This window comes from Symbiopectobacterium sp. Eva_TO (assembly GCF_053848865.1).
Genome location: NZ_JBSPEY010000004.1, coordinates 1067109 through 1092481, shown reverse-complemented (window position 1 = coordinate 1092481; position 25373 = coordinate 1067109). Strand labels below are relative to the sequence as shown.

Genomic DNA, 25373 nt, shown 5'->3' with positions numbered 1-25373 from the left:
AGGAACGCGACCATGAAGCGATGCGCATGGGTCACCCAGGACCCGCTTTATCTCGATTATCACGATACGGAATGGGGCAAACCGTGCAAAGAGAGCGTCAAACTGTTCGAACTGCTCTGTCTTGAAGGACAGCAGGCCGGTTTGTCATGGATAACGGTATTGAAAAAGCGGGAAAACTACCGGGCAAGCTTTCATCAGTTTGACCCGAAAAGAGTGGCAAGCATGACGCAGGAAGACGTCGAGCGCTTGTTACAAGACAGTGGCATTATCCGCCATCGCGGCAAAATTGAAGCCATCATCACCAACGCGCGCATCTGGTGTGACATGGAAGCACAGGGCGAGTCTTTTTCCGATTTTATCTGGTCTTTCGTTAACCATACGCCGTTGGTCAACAGCCCCACCACACTGTCCTATGTGCCCGCCAAAACCGCCGTTTCCGATGCCATGTCGAAAGCGCTGAAAAAACGCGGCTTCAAGTTTATCGGCTCAACCATCTGCTATGCCTTTATGCAAGCCGCTGGTTTGGTCAACGATCACACTACCGACTGCTTCTGCTATCAAGAGGCTGCGCGTGATTAGATACTACCGGCCAGAGGATCTTGCCCTCCTTCTCCCCCTGTGGCTGGAAAGCACTACCCGATCGCACCCGTTTATCAACCCAACCTATTGGCAGGAAAGCGAACCGCTGGTGCGCGACCAGTATATCCCCAACTCAGAAACCTGGGTTTATGAGGTTGAAGGTGCGATCGTCGGTTTTATCAGCGTGATGGAACAACGTTTTGTCGGTGCACTGTTTGTCCATCATCGATGGCATGGCAAAGGCGTGGGCATCGCGCTGATGACCCATGTGCAGCAACGCTTCCCTGTTCTGAGTCTGGAAGTGTATGAACAAAACCTGCGCGCCTGTGCCTTTTACCAGAAACTGGGCTTCTCCCCGGTAAAACGTACGTTCCCCGCAGAAACCAATGCCCCCGCGCAGATTATGCAATGGGAAAAAACGGCCTGACGATGTCAGGCTAACCTGCATAAATTCCCTCAATAACCAGCCCTGCCTGCCAATACGTTGTCATACCCACGTTCTGTTCCACGCGTAATTAGTGATAACGATCGCGTTTCATCAACCCTGTGGTTGAATCACTCACCCTTTGGGTGGTTTATTATATGGAACTATTTTTTAATATAGTGAATGGAATGAAAGCAGATCGGATTAAGGGTGTTATCCCTCCCCTTCCCACGTTGACGGATGCTGAGGGGAACCTCGACAAGCAAGCAATGGGCAGGTTGCTCGATCGGGTGATTAACGCTGGTGTACACGGCGTGCTGGCACTGGGCACCTGCGGCGAATTTTATGCCTTGCGCCGGGAAACCCGTCAGGAAACCGCAGAATTTGTGGTTGACCATGTCAATGGTCGCGTGCCAGTGATCCTCGGTATCGGCGGCACCTGCATCGATGATGTCCTGTATTTCGGGCAGCATGCAGCACGCTGTGGCGCAGATGCCGTGCTGGTCATCAATCCTTATTACGCACCGCTCAGCGCAGAGAGTCTTTTTCGCTTTTACCAAACCGTGGCGGAAAATCTCGCACTGCCGATCATGATTTATAACTTTCCGCAGCTGACGGGGCACACAATTTCTGCCGATATGGTGCGTCGTTTAGCGCAGCAATTCCCGTCGATCATCGGCATTAAAGACACCATTAATAATATCAGCCACATTCGGGAATTGATGAATCAGGTTAAACCCACCTCGTTATACACAAGTCCGCAACGCCTTATATGCCAAGGGTTAGCGGGCTGAAATAGGCAGCCAGTGGGGTTGTAAATGAAGTGAAACCGACGTGTACTATCGCCATTTACGGCGCTGAAAAATGACACGGGATTCAGATGGCTGGGCACACCAAGAACTGGAAGGGGTAAATCTTGGTGACACGAGGCTCAATAAGCGCGCCAAAGGGCTTTTGATACGGCTGGCTGAGAATCCGCAAGCCAGCATTCCGCATGCGTGCCTCGGATGGTCTGAGACGCTGGGTGCTTACCGCTTCATGGAGAACCAAGCATTCGAATGGCGAGACATTCTGCAACCTCACTGGCAGCGTACGCAGGAAAGGATCCGAGAACACGAGGTTGTGCTGTGTATCCAAGACACTACCGAGCTTGACTTCAACGGGCAGCAAATCCAAGGCTTGGGTCCCTTGAACTACGAAGCCAGGCGTGGTCTGTACCTGCATCCGACCTACGCGGTCAGTCCGGATCGCGTGGGGTTGGGCGTACTGGATGCGTGGATGTGGGCAAGAGAGCCGAAGGATGCAGACGGAAAACGCGATGGGCTCAAGGAGAGTACGCGCTGGCTCGAGGGATACGAGCGAGTTGCTGAACTCGCCTCGGAGTTGCCAAACACACGTCTGGTGTACTTAGCCGATCGCGAAGCGGATATCAAGGCGTTGATGCAGCTCGCTGATGACCTTGGCACTCCGGCTGACTGGTTGATCCGCTCGACTCATAATCGCAGTCTGGACTGTAATGAGAAGCTTTGGCAGAAGGTTGGAAAGACCGTGCCGGTGGGAGAAATCCAATTCGTTATGGCGGCTCGCGCGGGGCAGAAGGCGCGTACGGTGAAACAGGCGCTGCGCGTGAAGCGAGTGTCGCTGCGTTGCGGGTTGGCAGTGACTTGTGTGATAGCCAAGGAAATTGAGCCGCCAGCAGGCGTGAAGCCGGTCGAGTGGCGGTTGCTGAGCAATCGCGTACCTGAAGGACGAGAAGATATCGTGGAGCTGATCGACTGGTATCGGGCTAGATGGGAAATCGAGATGTTCTTCAATGTGCTGAAGAACGGCTGCTGTGTCGAAGCGTTACAGTTATCGACCGTGGATCGCATTGAGCGGGCATTGGCGCTGTTCATGATCGTGGCATGGCGCATCGCCTATTTAATGCGTATGGGACGAACCTGTCCAGAGCTGGACGCAATGTTGTTCTTTGATTCCGACGAGACTCATGGCGCTTACCTACTGATGAACAAGCGTATGCCCAAGGGCCGCCCTAAGCTAAACGAAGTATTGCGCTTAGTTGCGCAACTGGGAGGCTTTCTTGCTCGAAAAGGCGACGGTGAACCAGGCGCAAAAACTATCTGGAAAGGCTTGCAGAAAGTCATGACGGCCGCCGAAACGCTACGCGCGCTCAGGCACGAACAGAGATGTGTATAACGAGGTGAGATTAGCTGATTGGGTAAGGTCTCAGTTGGGCAGGAAACATTCTTGCGTTGTGTGCTGTGCATTAGCAAATAAATTAGCTCGAATAGCTTGGGCAATAACGTGTATTAGCTCAGACCTGATCTGACAGACACCTGTATAAATAACCGGTAACTGTCAGATCAGGTCTGAGCTAATACACATCATGCAATAACACTATGTCACACTAGAAAGTAGGGGTATTGATATATTTGGATACAAACCGTGCAAGATCTCAACAAAATCGCGCTTACTGGAATCAGCGTTCTTTAACGCTGACACTAAATTTTCGAAAACATCTTCTATTTTATCCCCCCTCGTCAGACCTAGTTTTATATACTTTACATTTTTATCAGAATAAATATTTCGATCATCACCTGAAGATGCACTCAGCACAAACTCACGTCCACAAGATGTTACAACGCCCAACACAATATGTTCTCGACTAGAGAACACATTTTTCTTACTCAAAAAAGTGAACGTTGTATAGCCAGGAACATGTTCCTCTCTGAGCTTCACACCAATATTTTTTTATTAAAAACAACTGGATGTGTTATTTTATTGGCTTGAATAATATGACTTCCAAGCGCTTTAACCTTCATGGCATTTTCGCTTTTCTGATGAAGATAAGCAGCCACATCAATCAGCGCATCTTCTTTATAACTATAATGATCTTTATGAGAAATAATATCCTGAACAAGCGTTTCTTTTATCTCTTTAAAGCTTTTATAAATGTATGCTTTTTTTTCATTATATTTACCAATGTGTAAGGCCCTTGATTTTTTTTCTTCTATTACAGTGCAATAGCCACTCAAGTTACATCTCTCCGTAAATACAACTTCATTTCCGTTTGAAAGTGGAATTTTTATTTTTTTCTCTTCACTGGCAGACTCATCCAAACGTTCAATACTGTTTAACAATGTCTTGGTTATTGATAAAACATCCGTTTTTACTTTATTCTGCCTGTAATCTTCTAATAGTTTTATAACTACATAGCTTACTCCGAGAGTAACAATCGCTAATAGAACTCTTCCTTCATCGCTAAAGTTAACACTATTTTCTGGTGAGAAAATGGCATCATTAATAATGCTATGCTCACTGGTTTTATAATAATTCAGATCAGCGTTGAGTCCGGTTTGCAAAGATAAAATTGTATTCATGCGCCCTCTATATTGATGACATTCACTATTTCATACAATGTACCCTTACACCGTAGCGACACCATCAGCTAATTACCTCAATAAAAAAGGGTTTAGCCATTGGCTAAACCCTTCGTAACTAAAAGCTTTTGGATGTCGCGTTAGCGAACGCTTAGTTAAGACGCTCTTTGATACGAGCAGACTTACCAGTGCGCTCACGCAGGTAATACAGTTTAGCCTGGCGTACTGCACCACGACGTTTCACAGTGATGCTGTCAACAACCGGAGAGTGAGTCTGGAATACACGCTCTACGCCTTCGCCGTTAGAAATTTTGCGAACAGTGAATGCAGAGTGCAGACCGCGGTTACGAATAGCGATAACCACGCCCTCGAATGCCTGCAGACGTTTTTTGCTACCTTCAACGACCCATACCTTCACTTCAACGGAATCACCCGGACGAAATGCAGGTACGTCCTGTTTCATCTGCTCTTGTTCAAGCTGCTTAATAATGTTGCTCATAATATGTCTCTTACCCTAGGTAAACTGATACATGGGTACGCGCACCTAAGTGCAACGCCCTAATCCTCTCGTTGCTCAGGCTGATGTTCACGCTGGAACTCAGTCAACAACGCCGTTTGCTCGTCAGTCAGAGCTAGGCTTTTCAGAAGTTCAGGTCTTCTAAGCCAGGTTCGGCCAAGCGACTGCTTTAATCGCCAGCGACGTATTTCAGCATGGTTTCCCGACAGTAACACCGGGGGAACCTCCACGCCTTCCAGCACTTCAGGACGAGTGAAGTGTGGACAATCCAACAGCCCATCTGCAAAGGAGTCCTCTTCCGCGGAAGATTCATGCCCCAGCACGCCAGGAATAAAACGGGATACCGAGTCGATAAGCACCATTGCTGGCAACTCACCGCCACTGAGAACATAATCCCCGATTGACCATTCTTCATCAATTTCGGTTCTGATTACGCGCTCGTCAATCCCTTCATACCGGCCGCACACCAGAATCAGTTTCTGATGCGTTGCGAGCTGCCGTACGCCCTGTTGATCCAGCTTACGTCCCTGAGGTGATAAATAAATCACCCTGGCACCGTCGCCTGCCGCGGCCTTTGCTTCATGAATGGCATCCCGTAAGGGTTGCACAATCATCAGCATACCGGGGCCGCCACCATAAGGGCGATCGTCCACGGTACGATGCCGATCGTAGGTGAAATCACGAGGATTCCAACACGTTACGTTCAGCAGGCCATTTTTTACTGCCCGACCAGTGACTCCATAATCAACCGCTGCGCGAAACATCTCTGGAAACAGGCTAATCACCCCAATCCACATTTTTGCGTTCCACTCAGTTCGTTCGTTTGATTCAGAGCTCAAAAACTCGGGTCCCAATCTACTTCAATCGTTTTCGTAGAAAGGTCTACGTGCTTGATAACCTGTCCGGTCAGAAACGGAATCAACCGTTCCTTCGCGCCGAAGGCATCTTTCAGGTTAGCTTTGACCACCAGCACATCGTTAGAACCGGTTTCCATCATATCAATGACTTTGCCCAGCTGATATCCCGCAGATGTAATGACTTCGCAGCCAAAAAGATCCTTCCAGTAATAATCACCTTCCTCCAAATCAGGAAGCTGTGCAGAATCTACAACGATCTCAGCGTTCGTTAATAAATTTGCCGCATCGCGATCATCAACACCTTTTACTTTGATGATCAGATCCTGATTATGGTGTTTCCAGCTTTCGATCTCGACAATCTGCCAGGATCCCTGAGACTGGATATACCAAGGCTGGTAATCAAAAATGCTTTCGGTTTCTTCGGTGGAGGAAAACACTCTGAGCCAACCCCGAATACCATACGTTGACCCCATTTTTCCCATCACGATGGGATTAACGGAGTATGACGGGTTAAGTTGCTTGCTCATTGTCACCACCGCAGCAGATTACGCAGCTTTTTTAGCATCTTTGATCAGCGCAGAAACGCGATCAGAGATAGTTGCACCTTGGCCAACCCAATGTGCAATACGGTCCAGATCCAGACGCAGAGCTTCGGCTTTACCGGCTGCGATCGGGTTGAAGAAACCGACGCGCTCGATGAAACGACCGTCGCGTGCATTGCGGCTGTCAGTCACGACGACTTGATAGAACGGGCGTTTTTTCGCGCCGCCTCGTGCCAAACGAATTGTTACCATAACATCCTCTTTAGTTAATAAAACAGCGGGGCCCCATCGAGGAACGGGGCCCGGGTGTCATATAAAAAGCCCGAAAATTTTACTCATTTTGGCGCAAAAAGCAATCTAAAGAGTCAACTTGCGCTGCCAAGAGCAAAAAAATCGCTCTTAACGCCCCGGGAAACCCGGCGGCATCATGCCTTTCATGCTACGCATCATTTTTGCCATACCGCCATTTTTCATCTTTTTCATCATACGCTGCATGTCGTCAAACTGTTTTAACAAACGGTTGACGTCTTGCACCTGCATGCCTGACCCGGTGGAGATACGACGCTTGCGTGATCCTTTGATGATTTCCGGCTTGGCACGTTCCTGTTGCGTCATCGAGTTGATGATGGCTTCCATACGCACCAGCACTTTGTCATCCATTTGAGATTTCACGTTGTCCGGCAACTGTCCCACGCCCGGCAGCTTGCTCATCATGCTGGCCATGCCGCCCATGTTACGCATCTGCTTAAGTTGATCGAGGAAGTCGGTTAAATCAAAGCCATCCCCTTTCTTCAGCTTTTTCGCCAGTTTTTCCGCCTGAGAGCGGTCAACCTTGCTTTCAATATCTTCGATCAGGGAAAGCACATCCCCCATACCGAGAATACGCGACGCAATACGTTCGGGATGGAACGGCTCCAAGGCTTCTGTCTTTTCGCCAACACCGAGGAATTTAATCGGTTTGCCGGTAATATGACGAATTGACAGCGCCGCACCGCCGCGCGCATCACCATCAATTTTAGTCAAAATCACACCGGTAAGCGGCAATGCCTCATTAAAGGCTTTTGCGGTATTGGCCGCATCCTGACCGGTCATGGCGTCAACCACAAACAGTGTTTCAACAGGCTTGATGGCCGCATGCACCTGCTTGATTTCGTCCATCATCGCTTCGTCAACGTGCAGACGACCGGCCGTATCCACCAGCAGCACATCGTAAAACTTCAGCTTGGCGTGTTGCAGCGCGCGGTTAACGATATCAAGCGGTTTTTCATGCGCGTCGGAGGGGAAGAAATCCACCTCGACCGTTTGAGCCAGGGTTTCCAACTGTTTGATCGCCGCAGGGCGGTATACGTCCGCGGAAACCACCAGAACTTTCTTCTTGTGCTTCTCACGCAGGAACTTGCCCAGCTTACCCACGCTGGTGGTTTTACCCGCCCCTTGCAAACCCGCCATCAACACCACGGCCGGCGGTTGAGCTGCCAGATTCAGGGCTTCGTTGGTTTCTCCCATCGCGGCAACAAGTTCGTTTTTGACGATCTTGATGAATTCCTGGCCCGGCGACAGGCTTTTGTTTACTTCATGCCCGACGGCACTTTCCTTGACCCGGTTGATAAAATCACGCACCACAGGGAGCGCCACATCGGCTTCAAGTAAGGCCATGCGCACTTCGCGCAGGGTGTCTTTGATGTTGTCTTCAGTCAACCGTCCGCGGCCACTGATGTTGCGCAATGTGCGCGAGAGTCTGTCAGTTAAGTTATCAAACATTATCTTGTGCTCAACGAAAGGCGGGCCGCATACGCGACACTCTGGACAAATATGGCTGATTATACCATGAAAGACGAAACGATTGCTGTGAAGCGCGACGATAACCGGTTGGTGCGTGACGAGACAACCGCTATACTGTCACTCCCTATCACTTCAGCAGCCGCTCAATGTGTTTATCACTATGCCACTCTTTGCCATTACAGCGTTAGTCGCCTATTCAATCAGCCTGGGACTGATTATTCCTGGCCTATTGCGCAAACAGAGTGCCTACCGCCGGTTGGCGATGATCTCTGCGACTGTGGCCCTGCTCTGCCACGCAATTACGCTCTATCACCGCATTTTTGATGTGCAAACCGGGCAAAATCTTAGCCTGTTGAATATTGGGTCTACCATCAGCTTGATGATATGCACCGTGATGACGTTTGTTGCATCGCGCAATCGTGGCTGGTTTCTGTTGCCTATCGTTTACGCGTTTGCGCTTATTAATCTGGCCTTTGCCAGCTTTTTGCCCGGCGAGTTTATAACGCATCTGGAAAAAACGCCGGGGCTGCTGTTCCATATCGTGCTGGCGTTGTTCTCTTATGCCACCCTGATTATTGCCGCGCTCTATGCGCTGCAATTAGCACTGATCGATTATCTGCTCAAAAACAAAAAGCTGAGCATAGTTTCTGAAATGCCGCCGCTGTTGAGCATTGAGCGCAAGATGTTTCATGTCACGCAAATTGGCGTCATCCTGCTGACGATGACGTTGTGCAGCGGTTTGTTTTACATGGATAACATCATTGAGAACAAAGAGAATCTTCACAAGGCGCTGTTCTCCTTGTTTGCCTGGTTCAACTATATTCTGCTGCTGTGGGGGCATTACCATCAAGGGTGGCGCGGACGCCGAGTGGTATGGTTCAGCATGGTGGGCACACTGTTACTGACGCTGGCCTACTTCGGCAGCCGTGTTATCCAGCACTTTGTGGCACAGTAATGATCTTGACCCACCATCTCCGGACAGCTTTTGTATCTTAAGTTAACGATGCCCGCTGGCGCCGATATTCTCTTGGGGAGTTGTATCCCAGCGCACTGTGCGGATGGTTTTCATTGTAATGATTGAACGCCGCTGCAAGATTCTTCAGCGCTGTTCGCACATCGGGTTTTGGCATGAAGGCGATGTAATCTTCCTTCATCGTCTTCACGAATCGTTCTGCCATGCCGTTACTCTGTGGACTGCTCACTGCTGTTGTGCAGGGCTCCAGATTCAGTTCTCTGGCGAACTTCCGCGTTTCATGCGCTGTGTACGCTGAACCATTATCCGTCAGCCATTGCACTGGTTTATCCGGCAGCGCGCTACCGAAGCGTTTTTCCACCGACCTCAGCATCACATCCTGCACGGTTGAACTGTCATAACCCCTGGTGCTCGCTGCCCAGTCTATGGCCTCCCGGTCGCAGCAGTCCAGTGCGAACGTCACCCGCAGCTTCTCGCCGTTGTCACAACCGAACTCGAAGCCATCTGAGCACCAGCGCATATCGCTCTCTGCTACCGCGATTTTGCCTTTATGCTCCCGCTTCGGACGTTCAGTTTTATCATGCAACAACAGCAGGTTATGCTCGCTCATTATCCTGTAAAGCCGTTTGGCGTTCACCGGTGGAAGTCCCTCTGCACGACGTTGCTTACGCAGGATACCCCACACTCGGCGGTAACCGTAACTGGGCATGTCGCTGATGATACGGAGGATGTCCGATAATATCTCAGCATCAGCTTCGTCATTACGCCGGTTGCTGCGCCTGTCCAGCCAGTCGGCAGAACGGTTAACCCGCAGTGACAGCTGCGCACGCGACACGCTCATGGCGCGGCTGACCAGAGCTATTCCCCGTCCTTTGGCAACAAGGGCGCGTGCGCTATCCATTTTCGCGACTGGCGGTACTCCACTGCTTCTTTGAGGATCTCAACTTCCATCGTCTCTTACCCAGAAGGCGCTGTAGCTCCCGGACCTGCTTGAGGGCAGTCGCCAGCGCCGAAGCTGGAACCACTTCTTCTCCGGCCGCAACGGCGGTGAGGCTTCCTTCCTGGTATTGCTTCTTCCACTTAAACAAAAGGCTGGGCTGGATGCCATGCAGGCGGGCTACATGGGAGACGTTCATCCCCGGCTCCATGTCTGCTGAATGATGGCGATTTTCTCTTGCGGAGTTTTACGCTTACGGACTTCTTGCCCTAACAGGATCCCGGTCATTTCAAAATTAGCATGATTGTTAGACATATATCTAAGCCTATCTCTTATCATATCGTTATACACATCTTTCTAACGCACTGTTTAATCAATGAGTTACGGGTTTATCTCAGAGTGGCATTTTGAACCTCAAAAAGCCAATGGGATGGCTTGAATGCCTTAATTCACGGGGTTCTGAGCATCCTGTTCAAAAAATGGCCAAAAGATGTGTATAACGATATGATCTCTTATCTGGAGATACAGCTACTGTCTGGTGTTACAGGGGGCTACATCAGAATACGCTTTATCCGTGACGATATGCAAACAAAAAAGGCACCTGGTGAAGGGTGCCTTTTTTATTTTTTAGATATGCAACTCTGCCAGTTTATCCTTCGGTATGTAGTGGCACACTGATACTGGCCACCTGAGCGGAGGTGATATGCTCACCTCATCAACACGACAGGTGACCTCATGGGTAAACATTTTACGGCGGAATTTAAGCTCGAAGCCGCAAAGCTGGTTGTCGACCACGGCTACACATACGTTAAGGCCGCAGAGGCGGTTAATGTCAGCCATTCTGCCATTAGTCGCTGGGTCAATAAGCTTCGCCTTGAACGACAGGGAAAAACGCCAACGGGACTTCCTCTTACCCCTGAACAGCTCGAGCTGCGTGAGATGAAGAAAAAAGTCCAATGCCTTGAAATGGAGAACGAAATCCTAAAAAAGGCTACGGCGCTCTTAATGTCGGACTCACTCAACGGTTCACGGTAGTCGACAGGCTGAGGGCGCGATACCCGGTCACGGCGTTGTGCCAAACTTTTGAGGTACATCGCAGCAGCTACAGGCACTGGCAGGCTTCCGCTAATGAACCCGACGGTGAGCGCGTGGTTAAGTGTAGCCGCGTCATGGAAGCCTGGAACGCCAGCGGCGGCTCTGCCGGCGCTCGAAGTATCGCGACCATCGTCACCGGCAGCTCCGGTGTCAAAATGGGGCGCTGGCTGGCTGGCAAGCTGATGAAGGAGCTGGGTATCGCCAGCTGCCAGCGACCGGCTCACAAATACAAACGCGGCGGCAATGAACACGTTGAAATACCGAACTATCTCAACCGCCAGTTCGCGGTTACCGCGCCGGATCAGGTCTGGTGCGGCGATGTGACCTACATCTGGACGGGCAAATGCTGGGCTTACCTTGCGGTGGTGCTAGATCTGTTCGCCCGCAAACCGGTGGGCTGGGCCATGTCGACGTCGCCGGACTCGGCGCTGACAGTTAAAGCGTTGCAGATGGCCTGGGAACTCCGGGGACAACCAACAGGAGTCATGTTCCACAGCGACCAGGGCAGCCACTATACCAGCCGTCAATACCGGCAAGCCCTGTGGCGCTGCCGGATAAAGCAGAGTATGAGTCGGCGGGGTAACTGCTGGGATAATGCGCCAATGGAGCGGTTCTTCCGCAGCCTGAAGACAGAATGGGTGCCGACAAAGGGTTACAACAGCTTCAGCGAAGCCCAGGACGCGATTATCCGCTACATCACGGGGTATTACAGCGCTATCCGGCCTCACTGGTATAACGGCGGCTTAACTCCAAACGAATCTGAGCGACTGTTCTACATACAGTCTAATGCGGTGGCCAATATTAGTTGACCACTACAGGTAACGCCAGATCGTCATTCTGGTTGACGCCAATCGGATGCGCCAGAATATGGCGTGCAATGTCCTGAGCCTCTTCCAGAGAGTGCATCTCATAGGTGCCGCACTGGAACTCGTTTAGCTCAGGGATTTTGCGTTGATCGGTCACTTTGAGCACATCCTCCATCGCCGCGCTCCAGGCTTTAGCCACGCGTTGCTCTGCCGGTGTGCCAATCAGGCTCACGTAGAATCCCGTGCGGCAACCCATCGGAGAAATATCGATAATTTCAACGCTATCACCATTGAGATGGTTGCGCATGAAACCGGCAAACAGGTGCTCCAGCGTATGAATACCGCGCTCCGGCATCACCTCTTTATTCGGGCGACAGAAACGCAGATCGAACACGGTAATGGTGTCGCCATGAGGGGTTGTCATGGTTTTAGCCACTCGAACCGCCGGTGCTGCCATGCGGGTATGGTCTACGGTGAAGCTATCTAATAACGGCATGTTGCCACCTCCTCATAAAAAAAATGACTTTTTTCATCTTTCCAAGAAACTTTTTGGTTCCCAACGAGTCTGACTCTATGAAAGACGCGCATTTATCATCATCATCCCTATTTCTCAGAGATGTTTTTCGGACACGGCTTATACCATGGCCTTATACCATGGCCTAATGAGATGGTCACCCCCACCCTGTGAGCGGTACGCTGACAGGGTGTTTCTTTATGGAGAAGGCCATCATGCAAAACGTCACGCTTATTGGTATCGATCTCGGCAAACATTCTTTTCACATTCATTGTCAGGATAAATCAGGCAAGGCATTACTGCGGAAAAAGTTTACCCGCACCAAACTCATCGAGTTTCTGGCTACGTGTACACCTACTACCGTTGTAATGGAAGCCTGCGCCGGTGCCCATTTTATGGCTCGTCGGATCAGTGAGCTGGGGCATGAAGTAAAGTTGATCTCTCCGCAGTTTGTCCGCCCTTTTGTCAAGAGCAACAAGAACGATTTCGTTGATGCCGAAGCAATATGCGAAGCCGGATCACGCCCTTCCATGCGGTTTGTGCAGCCAAGAACTGAGGCTCAGCAGGCTATGCGAGCCTTGCATCGCGTCAGGGAGTCGTTGGTCAGAGACAACGTTAAAACGACTAACCAAATGCATGCTTTTTTACTGGAGTTTGGTCTCAGCATGCCGAAAGGTATTGCGGTAATCAAAAGGCTTTCAGCTGTTCTGGCTGATAATGACTTGCCACCTTATCTGGCACAGTTGCTGCTTCGATTACACGATCATTACCAATATTTGGTTGGGCAGATAGCAGAGCTCGAAAGAGAACTTGGGCAGGCACTCTCTCTAGATGAAACTGGCCAGCATTTAATGACCATCCCTGGTGTTGGACCGATAACAGCCAGCGTTTTGTCATCACAGTTAGGCGATGGCAAGCAATATGAAAACAGTCGTAATTTTGCCGCTTCCACCGGTCTTGTACCCCGCCAATACAGTACTGGAGGGAAGAATACTCTGCTGGGTATTAACAAGCGTGGAGATAAAAACCTTCGCCGATTGGGTAATGACTCCAATTAGTAGAACATGTGTTTTTCGATGAAGGCTCCGATGACTTTTTCGTGGATCTCGACGGAGCGCGAGAAGCAAATCGTTTTACGCGCCAGTCGTTTAATGCGGGTACGGAGCGTCAGGTTATTGCGCTCTATGCGTTGCGTGAAGATCTTGCCAGTCAGATGTTTCTGCTTCGGAACCTCTCTTGCATAGCTGCCCCAGTTGTCACTGGTAATCATGCCGATGTTGAACGGTGTCAACAGAGCCAGCAATTCACGGCAGGTCTCATCGGTTCGGGGGCCAAAAGTGTAGGCCAGAACACCGCCCGTTTTGGTATTGTAAGCGTACCAGAGCTAGTGCTGTAGCGCCTGACTGCCAACGAAGCTCCATTGCTCATCAAGTTCACAGATAAGGGCGACGTCGGCGTGAGCAACGGGAGAAGACGTTATCCTGCGGGGCGAGAGCTTTTTAAAGCCCGGATGACCGTATTGATGCCGATTTTCAACGTTCTGGCGGTATCGCGAACACCGGCACCGTTGAAGGCCATATCAACGATCTGCTCTTTGACTCCCGGCTTTCTCGCTTCATAGCGGTAGGTAAGCTGGAATACACGGCGACAGCACTGACACCGGAAGCGTTCGCGCTTAGTTGGACTAAGGCCATGTCGATAAACTTTATCTGAATGGCAGCGAGGGCAATGAACAAAAACAGTAACCACGTGGAAACCTCAAATAGCGGCAGAATATCACAAAAGCCAACTATTTGAAGGCATTACCGCCGATTGCTTGTTCAATGTGCGCGGGTATTTATCCTAAGAATTGACCATCAATCAGGGAGATTAGCTGATTGGGTAAGGTCATATCGTTATACACATCTTTTGGCCATTTTTTGAACAGGATGCTCAGAACCCCGTGAATTAAGGCATTCAAGCCATCCCATTGGCTTTTTGAGGTTCAAAATGCCACTCTGAGATAAACCCGTAACTCATTGATTAAACAGTGCGTTAGAACGATGTGTATAACGATATGGGGTAAGGTCTCAGTTGGGCAGGAAACATTCTTGCGTTGTGTGCTGTGCATTAGCAAATAAATTAGCTCGAATAGCTTGGGCAATAACGACACGAAATACCGTGTTTGAACAGTAATGCTGGTCTAACAGTCAGCAATTTAACGAAGTTACCCATCTGGTTTTGCGAAGACTGATTATTGATGACATGAACGGCCTGACGGCCTGATATAAAACCAAAAAATGAAAATGGCTCAATGAAGCCGATGGTCTTTTTAGGAATATCAGGTGCGAAACTCATCGTGGCGCGGGCATCCTTGGCCATAAAGACGCCGGATAGATTTAAGCAAGCCCACCATTAATCAAAGATCAGTGTTGCAAAAATGGGGGTGACCATAGATTTCTTTATCTAGTGTCTGCTCAAGCCTGAGTCGCTGCCAGATAGGCCTCGAACGACAGCGTATCTTGCGCTTCCAGCGCGCGCTGTTTTTGCCAGGCGCGTTCACTCTCGGCAACAAACTGCGCCTCCGTCAACACCGCTAAAGGCTCTTGACTGAGCCGCTCACGATAACGGTCTGCCAACGTCAAGCCAAGATTACCGCAGCCCTGCGCTTTCAATAGCGGCAACAGACGCCCGGAGAACGTGTTTTCCGGCTTATCAAACCCTACGCTCAACTCGTCGCAGACCTGCTGATAATAGGGCTGTTCATGTTCTCTATCCAGCACTTCTGCCACGCGGCGCAGATCGAGGAACAAGGCATGTCCAACATCGGCCAATGGCTGCTGCCGCGTTTCACATCCCATACCGACGGTCAACCCCGGTTTGCGCCCTTCAAGAATAATACGGTTCCAGTTTTTACGGGTACATTGCAGTTCGGCGCTATCCATTTCCGGCGCATCAGCCAGTGCGCACCAGATCAGGAACAGATCGAGGAAACGCACCTGCTCGGCGCTGACACCCGACGGCGTAAAGGGATTGATATCCAGTGAGCGTACTTCAATATACTCAATGCCGCCGCGCATCAGCGCATCAGAGGGCGTTTCGCCACTGCGAGTTACACGTTTAGGACGGATCGGCGCATACAGCTCATTTTCAATCTGCAACACGTTGGTATTGAGCTGCAAGTAGCGATCGCCTTGTTTAACCCCCATCGCGGCATATTCCGCTGACGGCGTTTTGATCGCACGCTTCAGCGCTGCCACATATCCATCCAGCGTATTAAACGTGATGCCCAGATCGCTCTGTGATTTGTTGGTGTAGCCCAGATCACTCAAACGCAATGAGGTCGCGTAGGGAAGATAATAGAGCCCGTTTTCGCCACGTTCAAACGGCAATGCCGTTTCACGCCCCTGCAAAAAAGAAGAGCAGATGGCGGGCGATGCGCCAAACAGATAAGGAATCCCCCATCCGAAACGGTAGTAGTTGCGGATCAAACGAAAATAACCGGCGGATATCTCCTGCTTACCACTTTCAGCGTCAGAGACGCCCGCACGCGCTTGCCAGAATGCAAGCGGCAGTGAAAAGTTGTAATGCACGCCGGAAATGGTCTGCATCAACGCGCCATAGCGGTTTTTCAACCCCTCACGGTAGAGCGTTTTAAACCGGCCAACGTTCGATGTGCCGTACTGAGCCAGATCGATATTTGTCTCATCGGGAATAAAACACGGCATGCTAAACGGCCATAACCGCTCAGAACCGATGTTACGCGTGACATAGCGGTGAATGTCCTGTAAGAATGCCAACAGGTGATCGACATCCCGATCAACAGGCGTAATAAATTCTAATAAGGATTCTGCGAAATCCGTTGTGATCCAGGGATGGGTTAATGCCGCCCCTAAATTTTCTGGGTGCCCTGTCTGTGCCAAATGTCCATTGGGCTGTACGCGTAACGTTTCGCGTTCAATACCGCGTTGAATCCCCTTCACCGCATCAGGGTGATGTTCAAGCCAGGTCAACGCTTGTGATATATCCGGGATCAAATCGACCACCCGCTGTTAGATGTAATGATTGTTCGCATAATGAAATCGTATCATCTCTACTAAAATACAGTGCTATACGTTATGACCACAAAGTCATTCCTTGTAATGCCACGATGGTCACCACGATATAACGCAGCGCTTTCCCGATACAGATAAAAAGCGTGGAGTACAACCACGGCATGCGCAGCCATCCCGCTGCCACGCATAGCACGTCGCCAATAACCGGTACCCAACTCAACAAAAGCGCCACCGGACCATAACGCTGCAACCAGCGTAGCGCCGTTAACGTGCCGGTACGCGGCTTTGGCTGTGGCAGAATACGCCCCAGCACCAGATTGGTCATACCGCCCAGCGTATTGCCTATTGTTGCCACGACAATCAGCGGCACCGCGCCGGTAACCTTCGCCACCAATAAAGAGACCAGCAGCACTTCAGAGCTGCCAGGTAATAATGTCGCGCTGAGAAAACTACTCCAGAAGAGAGAAACCAGTCCCCAGAAGGCACTCACAGCGTGCGCACATCGATAACAGCCATGTTTGCGCGCTGCGCTGCCTGAATGCCAAAATCCGCATCTTCAAATACGACGCAGGTTTCAGGCTCTACCTGCATGAGCTGGGCGCAGCGCAGGAAGGTGTCAGGAAACGGTTTATGATGCAGTACATCCTCCGCGCCGACAATACCAACAAAGTAGTCGCGCAAGCCAAGATGACGTAGCAGCCTGTCAGCCAGGTGGCGTGGGCTACCGGTGCCAACCGTCATAGGTCGACGTCCCTGGTACGCTTTCACCACGTCAATCAAGGGCAACGGCTTAACCGTATCAAACAGCATCTCTTCCACCAGTGCCAGCTTTTCAGTGGCCAGCGCCTTTGGGTCCATATCCACGTTATGCCGGGCCAGGATCACCGCTGCGATTTTCTCAATGGGAGCACCATTGTACGCCACCATTTCTTGAGCATCATAGGTCATGCCGTACTTGCCCAGAATGTTATGCCAGGCTGCGCGGTGTGTGGGCTCAGTATCGAGGATGGTGCCATCCATATCAAAAATAAGACCTTGATAACGATCGTACATCGTGACTCCGTGAATAGCGCAAAAGAGCCGTTACTTTAGCGCAAAGTCAAAATGATGTCGCTGGTTCAATAAAACCACAAAAAGCAAGGCTATCGGTGTATAAGCGGTTAGCAAGGGTGGATTAGCCGCGTGCAGGTAACGCTGGGGATAAAATCAAAGGGAAAGCATGGGATATTATGATTAACTGTATTAGTCGCGACTTGATCTGACACTGGATCTTGAAAGGTTGAGAGTTACCGGTTTTGATATGGGTGTCGAATCCTTATACAAAACACGAGGTAACTCTCATGCTTCATACTAACAATCCCATCATCAAACACAAAGCCGGCCTGCTCAATCTCGCCGAAGAACTCGGTAACGTATCAAAAGCCTGTAAAATCATGGGGGTGTCACGCGACACGTTTTATCGCTATCAGGAACTGGCGGCAGAAGGCGGCATTGACGCTCTGGTTAACCAAAACCGCCGGGTTCCCAACCTGAAAAACCGTGCTGATGAAGCCACTGAACGTGCGGTTGTTGATTACGCCATTGAGTTCCCGGCTCATGGCCAGCACCGGACCAGTAATGAGCTGCGTAAAAAAGGCGTCTTCATTTCTGGCAGCGGTGTGCGCTCCATCTGGCAACGACACGATCTGGAAAACTTTCGTAAGCGCCTGAAGGCACTTGAGGAAAAAGTTGCCAGAGAAGGCATCGTACTTACTGATGCTCAAATCGCTGCACTGGAGAAGAAGGCGCACGACGACGAAGCCTGTGGTGAAATAGAGACTGCTCACCCGGGTTATCTCATATCGTTATACACATCTTTTGGCCATTTTTTGAACAGGATGCTCAGAACCCCGTGAATTAAGGCATTCAAGCCATCCCATTGGCTTTTTGAGGTTCAAAATGCCACTCTGAGATAAACCCGTAACTCATTGATTAAACAGTGCGTTAGAAAGATGTGTATAACGATATGGGGTTATCTGGGGTCGCAGGACACCTTCTACGTGGGTAATCTGAAAGGTGTTGGCCGTATCTACCAGCAGACGTTCGTGGATACGTACTCGAAAGTGGCGCACTGCAAGCTTTACACGAGTAAAGCACCGATCTCTGCCGCCGACCTGCTCAATGATCGCGTGCTGCCGTTCTACGAAGCTCAGGGGCTGCCAATGCTAAGAATACTGACCGACAGGGGGACGGAGTACTGCGGTAAAGTGGAACAACATGACTATCAGCTGTACTTGGCTATCAACGATATAGACCATACGAAAACGAAAGCGATGTCTCCGCAGACAAACGGTATCTGCGAGCGCTTCCATAAAACTATTTTGCAGGATTTTTATCAGGTTGCGTTCCGTAAGACGTTATACGAGGACCTAGAAAGTCTACAAAAGGATCTGGACAACTGGTTGTGGCATTACAATAATGAGCGAACTCATCAGGGTAAAATGTGCTGCGGGCGTACGCCAATGGCCACGTTACTTGATGGTAAACGAGTCTGGGCAGAAAAAAATCTGAACCAGATTTAATCTGACAGACACCTGTATAAATAACCGGTAACTGTCAGATCAGGTCTGAGCTAATACAACTAATATTGGCCACCGCATTAGACTGTATGTAGAACAGTCGCTCAGATTCGTTTGGAGTTAAGCCGCCGTTATACCAGTGAGGCCGGATAGCGCTGTAATACCCCGTGATGTAGCGGATAATCGCGTCCTGGGCTTCGCTGAAGCTGTTGTAACCCTTTGTCGGCACCCATTCTGTCTTCAGGCTGCGGAAGAACCGCTCCATTGGCGCATTATCCCAGCAGTTACCCCGCCGACTCATACTCTGCTTTATCCGGCTGCGCCACAGGGCTTGCCGGTATTGACGGCTGGTATAGTGGCTGCCCTGGTCGCTGTGGAACATGACTCCTGTTGGTTGTCCCCGGAGTTCCCAGGCCATCTGCAACGCTTTAACTGTCAGCGCCGAGTCCGGCGACGTCGACATGGCCCAGCCCACCGGTTTGCGGGCGAACAGATCTAGCACCACCGCAAGGTAAGCCCAGCATTTGCCCGTCCAGATGTAGGTCACATCGCCGCACCAGACCTGATCCGGCGCGGTAACCGCGAACTGGCGGTTGAGATAGTTCGGTATTTCAACGTGTTCATTGCCGCCGCGTTTGTATTTGTGAGCCGGTCGCTGGCAGCTGGCGATACCCAGCTCCTTCATCAGCTTGCCAGCCAGCCAGCGCCCCATTTTGACACCGGAGCTGCCGGTGACGATGGTCGCGATACTTCGAGCGCCGGCAGAGCCGCCGCTGGCGTTCCAGGCTTCCATGACGCGGCTACACTTAACCACGCGCTCACCGTCGGGTTCATTAGCGGAAGCCTGCCAGTGCCTGTAGCTGCTGCGATGTACCTCAAAAGTTTGGCACAACGCCGTGACCGGGTATCGCGCCCTCAGCCTGTCGACTACCGTGAACCGTTGAGTGAGTCCGACATTAAGAGCGCCGTAGCCTTTTTTAGGATTTCGTTCTCCATTTCAAGGCATTGGACTTTTTTCTTCATCTCACGCAGCTCGAGCTGTTCAGGGGTAAGAGGAAGTCCCGTTGGCGTTTTTCCCTGTCGTTCAAGGCGAAGCTTATTGACCCAGCGACTAATGGCAGAATGGCTGACATTAACCGCCTCTGCGGCCTTAACGTATGTGTAGCCGTGGTCGACAACCAGCTTTGCGGCTTCGAGCTTAAATTCCGCCGTAAAATGTTTACCCATGAGGTCACCTGTCGTGTTGATGAGGTGAGCATATCACCTCCGCTCAGGTGGCCAGTATCAGTGTGCCACTACATACAGCACCGATATCGCTTATACAGAGAAGATTGCGGCGGAAATCGAAAAGCACATCAGCGAGCAACCTGGTGTCGACAATACCATGGTGACGGTAGGGCAGGGGGCGTTACGGTTTATGCTGACCTACAACGCCCAGCGGCAATACGCCAACTATGCGCAGATACTGGTGCGTACGGACGCGCTGAATCAGATCCCGCCGTTGATTAGGGATGTCGAAGCCTATGTGCGTGATAACTACCCGGCGGTGAAAGGTCAGGCGAAGCGCATTATGTTTGGCCCGTCCAATAACCGTTCGATCGAAGCACGATTTATTGGTAACGATCCCACGATACTGCGTTCGTTGGCGGCTACGGCGGAGCAGATAGCGAGGGCTGACCCCGATTCCGACGGGGTGATGCATGACTGGCAGGAGAGCAGTAAAGTGATTCGCCCGCAGTTTTCGGATTATCTTGGGCGTGAGTTGGGGGTCGACAAGCGTGAGATCGACAGTGCGTTGCGGATGAGCTTCGGCGGTATCAATGTGGGGTTATACCGTGACGGAACACGGTTGATGCCTATCGTGTTGCGCACTCCGGATGCGGAGCGGTTAAACGCTGACAGGCTCAATGACGTAATGATCTGGAGTCAGGCGCGACAGGCATTCATTCCGATCGATAACGTGGTTAACCGTTTCACCACTGAATGGGAAGATCCGTTGATCATGCGTCGCGATCGCATGCGTACGCTGACGGTACAGGCCGATCCTTCATCGCAGAGTGGCGAAACGTCTGCCGAGTTGCTGGGGCGCATTAAGCCTGCTATTGATGACATTGCGTTGCCGCATGGCTATCGCCTCGAGTGGGGCGGTGACTATCAAAGTACAAAAGAGGCACAGGAGGGGCTGCTCACCAGCTTACCCATTGCCTTTATCGTGATGTTTATCATCACCGTATTGATGTTCAGCTCGGTGAAACATGCGATTGCCATTTGGCTTACCGTACCGCTGGCGTTAATCGGTGTCACCGTCGGGTTCCTGCTTACGGGGATTCCGTTCGGATTTATGGCGTTGATTGGCTTGCTTAGCCTGAGCGGGATGTTGATTCGTAACGGTATTGTGTTGGTTGAAGAGATTTGCTTGCAACGCGAGCAAAAAAACATGCGTGATGCCATTATCGATGCATCGACCTCCCGTTTGCGTCCTATCCTGCTCACCGCGTTTACCACGGTTCTGGGGTTGGCCCCGTTATTGATCGATGCCTTTTTCCAAAGCATGACGGTGGTGATCATGTTTGGTCTGGGTTTTGCTACTGTGTTGACATTATTGGTATTGCCAGTGATTTACAGTTGTATGAACCGGGACGAGAAAAAAGCATCAGTGGCCTCCTGAGGACGCTGACAATTCTGCCTTATTTTCATAGCCAGGTAGCGTGCTGCCTGGCTATGTCATTTCTCCCCCGTGGTATCAGTGGCGTAATGAAATAATGCCAAAACGTTATGAGTAAAAATGCGGCGTAGTGTGGTAAAAAACCGCTATGGCATGACAACGACTGACGGCATAAGCCTCAGCGACATAATAACGACATCTGCCTGCCGTACCCTTGCAGGAGCCATGCCACTATGCTGCATGGTGCGTTGATGATGATGTAAGGTAAATACCTATGGATGAAGTACTGCATATGCCGGGTTCTGCGCGCGGGCTCAAAGTGGCGAAAATGCTTCAGACGATACTCAATATTGGGTTATTGCTGCTGGCGACCATTCTGGTGATTTTCCTGATGAAAGAGACATTTCATCTGGCGCAAGTACTGCTGATCAGCAGTGAAAAAGATTCTTCTTTTCAGCTCATTGAAGGGATTGTTATCTACTTTCTCTATTTTGAGTTTATTGCGCTTATCGTGAAGTATTTTCAATCGGGCTACCATTTCCCTCTGCGCTATTTTGTCTATATCGGCATTACCGCGATTATTCGCCTGATCATCGTAGACCATAAAGATCCGCTGGATACCTTGGCGTATGCCGCCGCTATTCTGGTGCTGGTAGTGACGCTCTATCTGGCGAATAGCAAGCGGCTTAAACGGGAGTAATCTGTCATTCAGGCCAACAGTGGACACTGTGGCGGCAATCGGCAGGTTAAGGCAGCTGGCACGATGTCGATACGGAATCGGTTGGCACTTAACGGCTCGCCGTCCAGGTTAAAGGTGATGTTATCGGGCGCAACGATCTCCAACCAGGGCAAGGTCGCGGCGATCACATTCGGGTTCTCGCTGCCAGTGAACAACGCCTGAAGCATGTTAGGCAACAACTCCTTGGCTGAGAGTACGCGCAGTTGCAATTGCCCATCGTTGATCAGCGCTTCCGGGCACAACGGTTGGCCGCCGCCCGCCTGCCGCCCGTTACCGATGGCGATCACCAGCGTATCGCCTGACCACTGAAAATCGGGGCCACGAATCTCGCAGCGCTCTGCGGTCAGCATATCCATACGCAGCAAGGAGTGCAGCACGTAAGATGCACCTCCCAGTGCGGATTTCATCTTCGAGGGTGTTTCTGTGGTGATGCGAGTGGCAAAACCATCTGTCGCCATATTGATAAAATAGTGGCTGTCGTTGACGCAGGCGACATCGATCGGTGTCGCGTGCCCTTTTAACGCCAACGCTAATGCATGTTCGACATCAAGCGGGATCTGGCAACTGGTGGCAAAATCATTCGCTGTGCCGAGTGGGATGATCCCAAACGCTGGGCTGGGGCACATTGCACCAGTGCGCTGGCGACCTCATTGATCGTGCCATCCCCACCGGCTGCAATCACATTATCCACCGTAAGCTGCACGGCTTCCTCAATGTAGCGTTTAGCATCACCGTGTTCCCAGGTCACGCGCACATGCAGCGTAAATCCAGCTTTTCTGTACTCTTGCGCTGCGCAATATGTCGTTATCGGTGTTTTTTCCGTTGAAAATCAATAGGGATACGGGATGATGTTGGCTCATGGCGTGCTCCTTTTTGCGCTGAAAAGAGGCAATGACAGGTATACACAGCGTAGCCAGAAATGGCCGAGAGCGGTATCAGAACAAGGGATAAAGCAGAAAAAAGCAAAGAAAAAGCCAGCCCAAGGGAGATTGAGCTGGCCAAGGAGGTGGTTCCTAGTAGTATCACTACGCTTATTTTTCGTTCCAGATTTTCTCAGCGACGCAATACTAACCAGATAGTAAGGGTATTGATGTGATCTGTTTCTAAAATTTGCAAAAAGTCGCAGATTGTGCCCCACTGTGATTCCCGCGCTGGCGGGAATCACCTACAGGCTAAACGCAATTCTTCTGCAAGAGGTCCCCGACTTTCGCCGAGGACGACACACAAGGGGATTGCGCTGCCTTACGCTGCATTGGGGTTACGGGTGGTCACGTCACTTGGCAGGTTACGCAGCAGTAACGCAAACTCCAGCGCCACGTCATCCGGCACTGGCAGGTAAACGATATGCCCGTTTCCCGGTGCGACGTCGATAGCTTCACCCTTGGCGTTTTGCAGCGCATCGAGCGTGAATTGAATGTTGCCGTTCGGCGTCATCATCTCCACGCTGTCACCGAGGGAGAACTTGTTTTTCACTGCCACTTCAGCCAATCCGTTACGCCGTTCGCCGGTAAATTGACCAACAAACTGCTGACGATCCGATACTGAATAGCCGTATTCGTAGTTCTGATAATCTTCATGAACGTGGCGACGCAGGAAACCTTCGGTATAACCACGGTGCGCCAGACCTTCCAGTGTTTGCAGCAGTGTCGGATCGAAGGGTTTGCCTGCGGCGGCATCGTCGATCGCCTGCCGGTAAACCTGTGCCGTGCGACCCTGTACATGATTCTGTGTAAATGCCTTTCTCAGTAGTGACCGTCCAGGCGGTCACCGAACTCGATAATAAAACGGCTCATTGCCATACGCCAGTCCCGCAGTGGCATCGTCCATTTCTGTGAGGCCGACTGGATTGCCAGCCACACCACCTTTTTCACTGCGTCGTCAGTCGGGAACACCTTGCGTTTTTTAATCGCATGCCGGATAACACTGTTCAGCGACTCGATGGCGTTGGTTGTGTCGATGACTTTGCGGATATCTGCCGGGTAAGCGAAGAACGTTGCCAGATTGCTCCAGTTCGTCTGCCAGCTCCGGCTTATCTGTGGATAGCGGCTGTCCCATGCGCTGGCGAATGCTTCCAGCGCCTGCTGGCCTGCTTCTTCCGTAGCGGCCTGATAGATGGCTTTCAGGTCGCGTGTGACGGCTTTGTAGTCCTTCCAAGAGACGAACCTCAGGCTGTTGCGTACCATGTGCACGATGCACAGCTGAATGCGGGCTTCCGGATACACCGCGTTGATGGCGTCCGGGAAGCCTTTCAGACCGTCGACACAGGCGATGAGGATATCGTTCAGGCCGCGGTTTTTTAGTTCTGTCAGCACATTGAGCCAGAACTTCGCGCCCTCGTTTTCGGCCAGCCACATACCCAGCAGTTCTTTCTGGCCCTCGATGTTGATACCCAGTGCCAGGAACACGGATTTATTGATGACGCGACTGTCCTGCCGGACCTTCAGGATGATACAGTCAAGGTAAACAATGGGATAGACTGCATCCAGTGGACGATTTTGCCATTCAGTAACCTGTTCCATCACGGCGTCGGTGACCTTCGAGACCAGCGCCGGTGAGACATCCGCGTCATACAGCTCGTTGAACGCAGACGCTATCTCGCGGGTGGTCATCCCTCTGGCGTACAGGGACAGGATTTGGTTATCCATCCCGGTGATCCGGGTCTGTTTTTTCTTCACCAGTTGTGGTTCGAAGGAGCCATCACGATCGCGCGGAGTACGTAGTTCCAGAGGGCCATCGCCGGTGGTCACGGTGTTTGTGGAATAGCCGTTGCGGGAGTTGGCCCCTGGTTTGGGCTGATTTTTATCGTAGCCCAGATGGTGGGACATTTCGGCGTTGAGAGCAGCCTCAACGCTGGTTTTCTTCAGCAGGCGATCGAATTGGCTGAGATCGCCAGGGGTTTTGAGATTTTTGGCCAGTTCGTTAGCCAGAGCCTGCAACTGTTTTTCGTCCATAAATTAACCTGTTTTTGATG

The 25373-nt window shown here is 51.0% G+C and carries 23 protein-coding genes and 10 pseudogenes; 15 read left to right on the top strand and 18 right to left on the bottom strand.

Annotation, left to right across the window (positions count from 1 at the left end):
• Window positions 1–12: 12 nt before the first annotated feature.
• The 4 genes from ACWWJF_RS07640 (at window position 13) to ACWWJF_RS07625 (ending at window position 3199) form a co-directional block, all read left to right on the top strand.
• On the top strand, window positions 13–579 hold the full coding sequence (locus ACWWJF_RS07640; RefSeq protein WP_455869111.1) for a DNA-3-methyladenine glycosylase I: 567 nt from the start codon (window positions 13–15) through the stop codon (window positions 577–579).
• Window positions 572–1006, top strand: a complete 435-nt coding sequence (locus ACWWJF_RS07635) for an N-acetyltransferase (RefSeq protein WP_455869110.1) — start codon at window positions 572–574, stop codon at window positions 1004–1006. Before ACWWJF_RS07640 ends, ACWWJF_RS07635 begins: the two co-directional genes overlap by 8 nt.
• Window positions 1007–1161: 155 nt before the next feature.
• On the top strand, window positions 1162–1797 hold the full coding sequence (locus ACWWJF_RS07630; protein WP_455869109.1) for a dihydrodipicolinate synthase family protein: 636 nt from the start codon (window positions 1162–1164) through the stop codon (window positions 1795–1797).
• A gap of 70 nt (window positions 1798–1867) precedes the next feature.
• Window positions 1868–3199, top strand: coding sequence for an IS4 family transposase (locus tag ACWWJF_RS07625; protein WP_455869047.1), 1332 nt, complete (start codon window positions 1868–1870; stop codon window positions 3197–3199).
• A gap of 201 nt (window positions 3200–3400) precedes the next feature.
• On the opposite strand, the gene ACWWJF_RS07620 is transcribed toward ACWWJF_RS07625, so the two are convergent.
• The 7 genes from ACWWJF_RS07620 to ffh form a co-directional block, all read right to left on the bottom strand.
• Window positions 3401–3694: a hypothetical protein gene (locus tag ACWWJF_RS07620; RefSeq protein ID WP_455869108.1), complete on the bottom strand. Its 294-nt coding sequence runs from the start codon at window positions 3692–3694 to the stop codon at window positions 3401–3403.
• Between the two features lie 44 nt (window positions 3695–3738).
• Window positions 3739–4383, bottom strand: a complete 645-nt coding sequence (locus ACWWJF_RS07615) for a hypothetical protein (protein ID WP_455869107.1) — start codon at window positions 4381–4383, stop codon at window positions 3739–3741.
• Window positions 4384–4534: 151 nt separating this feature from the next.
• Window positions 4535–4882, bottom strand: coding sequence for a 50S ribosomal protein L19 (gene rplS / locus ACWWJF_RS07610; protein WP_222157879.1), 348 nt, complete (start codon window positions 4880–4882; stop codon window positions 4535–4537).
• A gap of 59 nt (window positions 4883–4941) precedes the next feature.
• Window positions 4942–5697, bottom strand: coding sequence for a tRNA (guanosine(37)-N1)-methyltransferase TrmD (gene trmD / locus ACWWJF_RS07605; RefSeq protein WP_455869106.1), 756 nt, complete (start codon window positions 5695–5697; stop codon window positions 4942–4944).
• Between the two features lie 38 nt (window positions 5698–5735).
• The gene (gene rimM / locus ACWWJF_RS07600; protein WP_455869105.1) at window positions 5736–6284 is read right to left on the bottom strand and encodes a ribosome maturation factor RimM; all 549 of its coding nucleotides are present in this window, start codon (window positions 6282–6284) and stop codon (window positions 5736–5738) included.
• A gap of 18 nt (window positions 6285–6302) precedes the next feature.
• Window positions 6303–6551, bottom strand: a complete 249-nt coding sequence (rpsP, locus tag ACWWJF_RS07595) for a 30S ribosomal protein S16 (protein WP_196907624.1) — start codon at window positions 6549–6551, stop codon at window positions 6303–6305.
• A 147-nt stretch (window positions 6552–6698) separates the two neighbouring features.
• Entirely contained in the window at window positions 6699–8060 is a 1362-nt protein-coding gene (gene ffh, locus ACWWJF_RS07590; RefSeq protein ID WP_455869104.1) for a signal recognition particle protein, read from the bottom strand.
• A 181-nt stretch (window positions 8061–8241) separates the two neighbouring features.
• Here ffh and ACWWJF_RS07585 point away from each other — a divergent pair, with 181 nt between their 5' ends.
• Entirely contained in the window at window positions 8242–9036 is a 795-nt protein-coding gene (locus tag ACWWJF_RS07585; protein ID WP_455870988.1) for a cytochrome C assembly family protein, read from the top strand.
• Between the two features lie 37 nt (window positions 9037–9073).
• On the opposite strand, the pseudogene ACWWJF_RS07580 reads toward ACWWJF_RS07585, so the two are convergent.
• Window positions 9074–10279 (bottom strand): annotated as a pseudogene (locus tag ACWWJF_RS07580) (IS3 family transposase).
• A 147-nt stretch (window positions 10280–10426) separates the two neighbouring features.
• On the opposite strand from ACWWJF_RS07580, the gene ACWWJF_RS07575 reads away from it, so the two are divergent.
• Both ACWWJF_RS07575 and ACWWJF_RS07570 read left to right on the top strand, forming a co-directional pair.
• The gene (locus tag ACWWJF_RS07575; RefSeq protein WP_455869103.1) at window positions 10427–10669 is read left to right on the top strand and encodes a hypothetical protein; all 243 of its coding nucleotides are present in this window, start codon (window positions 10427–10429) and stop codon (window positions 10667–10669) included.
• A gap of 57 nt (window positions 10670–10726) precedes the next feature.
• A protein-coding gene (locus ACWWJF_RS07570) for an IS3 family transposase (RefSeq protein WP_455868400.1) occupies window positions 10727–11895 on the top strand; the annotation gives its coding sequence in 2 pieces (ribosomal slippage) (window positions 10727–10982 and window positions 10982–11895; 1170 coding nt in all).
• Here the strand turns inward: ACWWJF_RS07570 and luxS are convergent.
• Window positions 11888–12388 carry an S-ribosylhomocysteine lyase gene (gene luxS / locus ACWWJF_RS07565; RefSeq protein ID WP_455869102.1) on the bottom strand — a complete coding sequence of 167 codons (501 nt, stop codon included), beginning with the start codon at window positions 12386–12388 and terminating at the stop codon, window positions 11888–11890. The two genes, ACWWJF_RS07570 and luxS, sit on opposite strands and share 8 nt — an antisense overlap.
• Before the next feature lie 233 nt (window positions 12389–12621).
• Between luxS and ACWWJF_RS07560 the strand changes: the two are divergent.
• Window positions 12622–13446, top strand: a pseudogene (locus ACWWJF_RS07560) (IS110 family RNA-guided transposase); the annotation flags it as partial.
• A gap of 14 nt (window positions 13447–13460) precedes the next feature.
• Here ACWWJF_RS07560 and ACWWJF_RS07555 read toward each other — a convergent pair.
• Window positions 13461–14155 (bottom strand): annotated as a pseudogene (locus ACWWJF_RS07555) (IS1 family transposase).
• A 48-nt stretch (window positions 14156–14203) separates the two neighbouring features.
• Here ACWWJF_RS07555 and ACWWJF_RS07550 point away from each other — a divergent pair.
• Together ACWWJF_RS07550 and ACWWJF_RS07545 are read left to right on the top strand one after the other, a co-directional pair.
• A pseudogene (locus ACWWJF_RS07550) lies at window positions 14204–14296 on the top strand (hypothetical protein); the annotation flags it as partial.
• A gap of 171 nt (window positions 14297–14467) precedes the next feature.
• Window positions 14468–14581, top strand: a pseudogene (locus ACWWJF_RS07545) (IS110 family transposase); the annotation flags it as partial.
• Here the strand turns inward: ACWWJF_RS07545 and ACWWJF_RS07540 are convergent.
• The 4 genes from ACWWJF_RS07540 to yqaB all read right to left on the bottom strand — a co-directional run bounded on the left by ACWWJF_RS07540 (window position 14528) and on the right by yqaB (window position 17493).
• Window positions 14528–14767 carry a hypothetical protein gene (locus ACWWJF_RS07540; RefSeq protein WP_455869101.1) on the bottom strand — a complete coding sequence of 80 codons (240 nt, stop codon included), beginning with the start codon at window positions 14765–14767 and terminating at the stop codon, window positions 14528–14530. The pseudogene ACWWJF_RS07545 and the gene ACWWJF_RS07540 sit on opposite strands and share 54 nt — an antisense overlap.
• Window positions 14768–14862: 95 nt before the next feature.
• Window positions 14863–16422: a glutamate--cysteine ligase gene (gene gshA / locus ACWWJF_RS07535; RefSeq protein WP_455869100.1), complete on the bottom strand. Its 1560-nt coding sequence runs from the start codon at window positions 16420–16422 to the stop codon at window positions 14863–14865.
• Window positions 16423–16501: 79 nt separating this feature from the next.
• A complete protein-coding gene (locus ACWWJF_RS07530) occupies window positions 16502–16930 on the bottom strand; it encodes a YqaA family protein (RefSeq protein WP_455869099.1) in 429 nt (142 codons plus the stop codon).
• Window positions 16927–17493 carry a fructose-1-phosphate/6-phosphogluconate phosphatase gene (gene yqaB / locus ACWWJF_RS07525; protein WP_455869098.1) on the bottom strand — a complete coding sequence of 189 codons (567 nt, stop codon included), beginning with the start codon at window positions 17491–17493 and terminating at the stop codon, window positions 16927–16929. The genes ACWWJF_RS07530 and yqaB overlap by 4 nt, the downstream gene beginning before the upstream one ends.
• Window positions 17494–17780: 287 nt before the next feature.
• Here yqaB and ACWWJF_RS07520 point away from each other — a divergent pair.
• Window positions 17781–18269, top strand: a pseudogene (locus ACWWJF_RS07520) (helix-turn-helix domain-containing protein); the annotation flags it as partial.
• A gap of 180 nt (window positions 18270–18449) precedes the next feature.
• Window positions 18450–19001 (top strand): annotated as a pseudogene (locus ACWWJF_RS07515) (integrase core domain-containing protein); the annotation flags it as partial.
• Window positions 19002–19035: 34 nt separating this feature from the next.
• Here ACWWJF_RS07515 and ACWWJF_RS07510 read toward each other — a convergent pair.
• A protein-coding gene (locus ACWWJF_RS07510) for an IS3 family transposase (RefSeq protein WP_455869097.1) occupies window positions 19036–20225 on the bottom strand; the annotation gives its coding sequence in 2 pieces (ribosomal slippage) (window positions 19036–19970 and window positions 19970–20225; 1191 coding nt in all).
• A 73-nt stretch (window positions 20226–20298) separates the two neighbouring features.
• Here ACWWJF_RS07510 and ACWWJF_RS07505 point away from each other — a divergent pair.
• Both ACWWJF_RS07505 and psiE read left to right on the top strand, forming a co-directional pair.
• A pseudogene (locus ACWWJF_RS07505) lies at window positions 20299–21666 on the top strand (efflux RND transporter permease subunit); the annotation flags it as partial.
• 289 nt (window positions 21667–21955) lie between these two features.
• Window positions 21956–22363 (top strand): phosphate-starvation-inducible protein PsiE, encoded by a 408-nt coding sequence (psiE, locus tag ACWWJF_RS07500; RefSeq protein ID WP_264623672.1) that lies wholly within the window; start codon window positions 21956–21958, stop codon window positions 22361–22363.
• 8 nt (window positions 22364–22371) lie between these two features.
• Here the strand turns inward: psiE and yegS are convergent.
• Window positions 22372–23262, bottom strand: a pseudogene (yegS, locus tag ACWWJF_RS07495) (lipid kinase YegS).
• 59 nt (window positions 23263–23321) lie between these two features.
• Here yegS and ACWWJF_RS07490 point away from each other — a divergent pair.
• Window positions 23322–23498 carry a hypothetical protein gene (locus ACWWJF_RS07490; protein ID WP_455869096.1) on the top strand — a complete coding sequence of 59 codons (177 nt, stop codon included), beginning with the start codon at window positions 23322–23324 and terminating at the stop codon, window positions 23496–23498.
• 146 nt (window positions 23499–23644) lie between these two features.
• On the opposite strand, the pseudogene ACWWJF_RS07485 reads toward ACWWJF_RS07490, so the two are convergent.
• Window positions 23645–24112: pseudogene (locus tag ACWWJF_RS07485) on the bottom strand (U32 family peptidase C-terminal domain-containing protein); the annotation flags it as partial.
• 32 nt (window positions 24113–24144) lie between these two features.
• Window positions 24145–25353, bottom strand: a complete 1209-nt coding sequence (locus ACWWJF_RS07480; RefSeq protein WP_455869095.1) for an IS256 family transposase — start codon at window positions 25351–25353, stop codon at window positions 24145–24147.
• Between the last annotated feature and the right edge of the window lie 20 nt (window positions 25354–25373).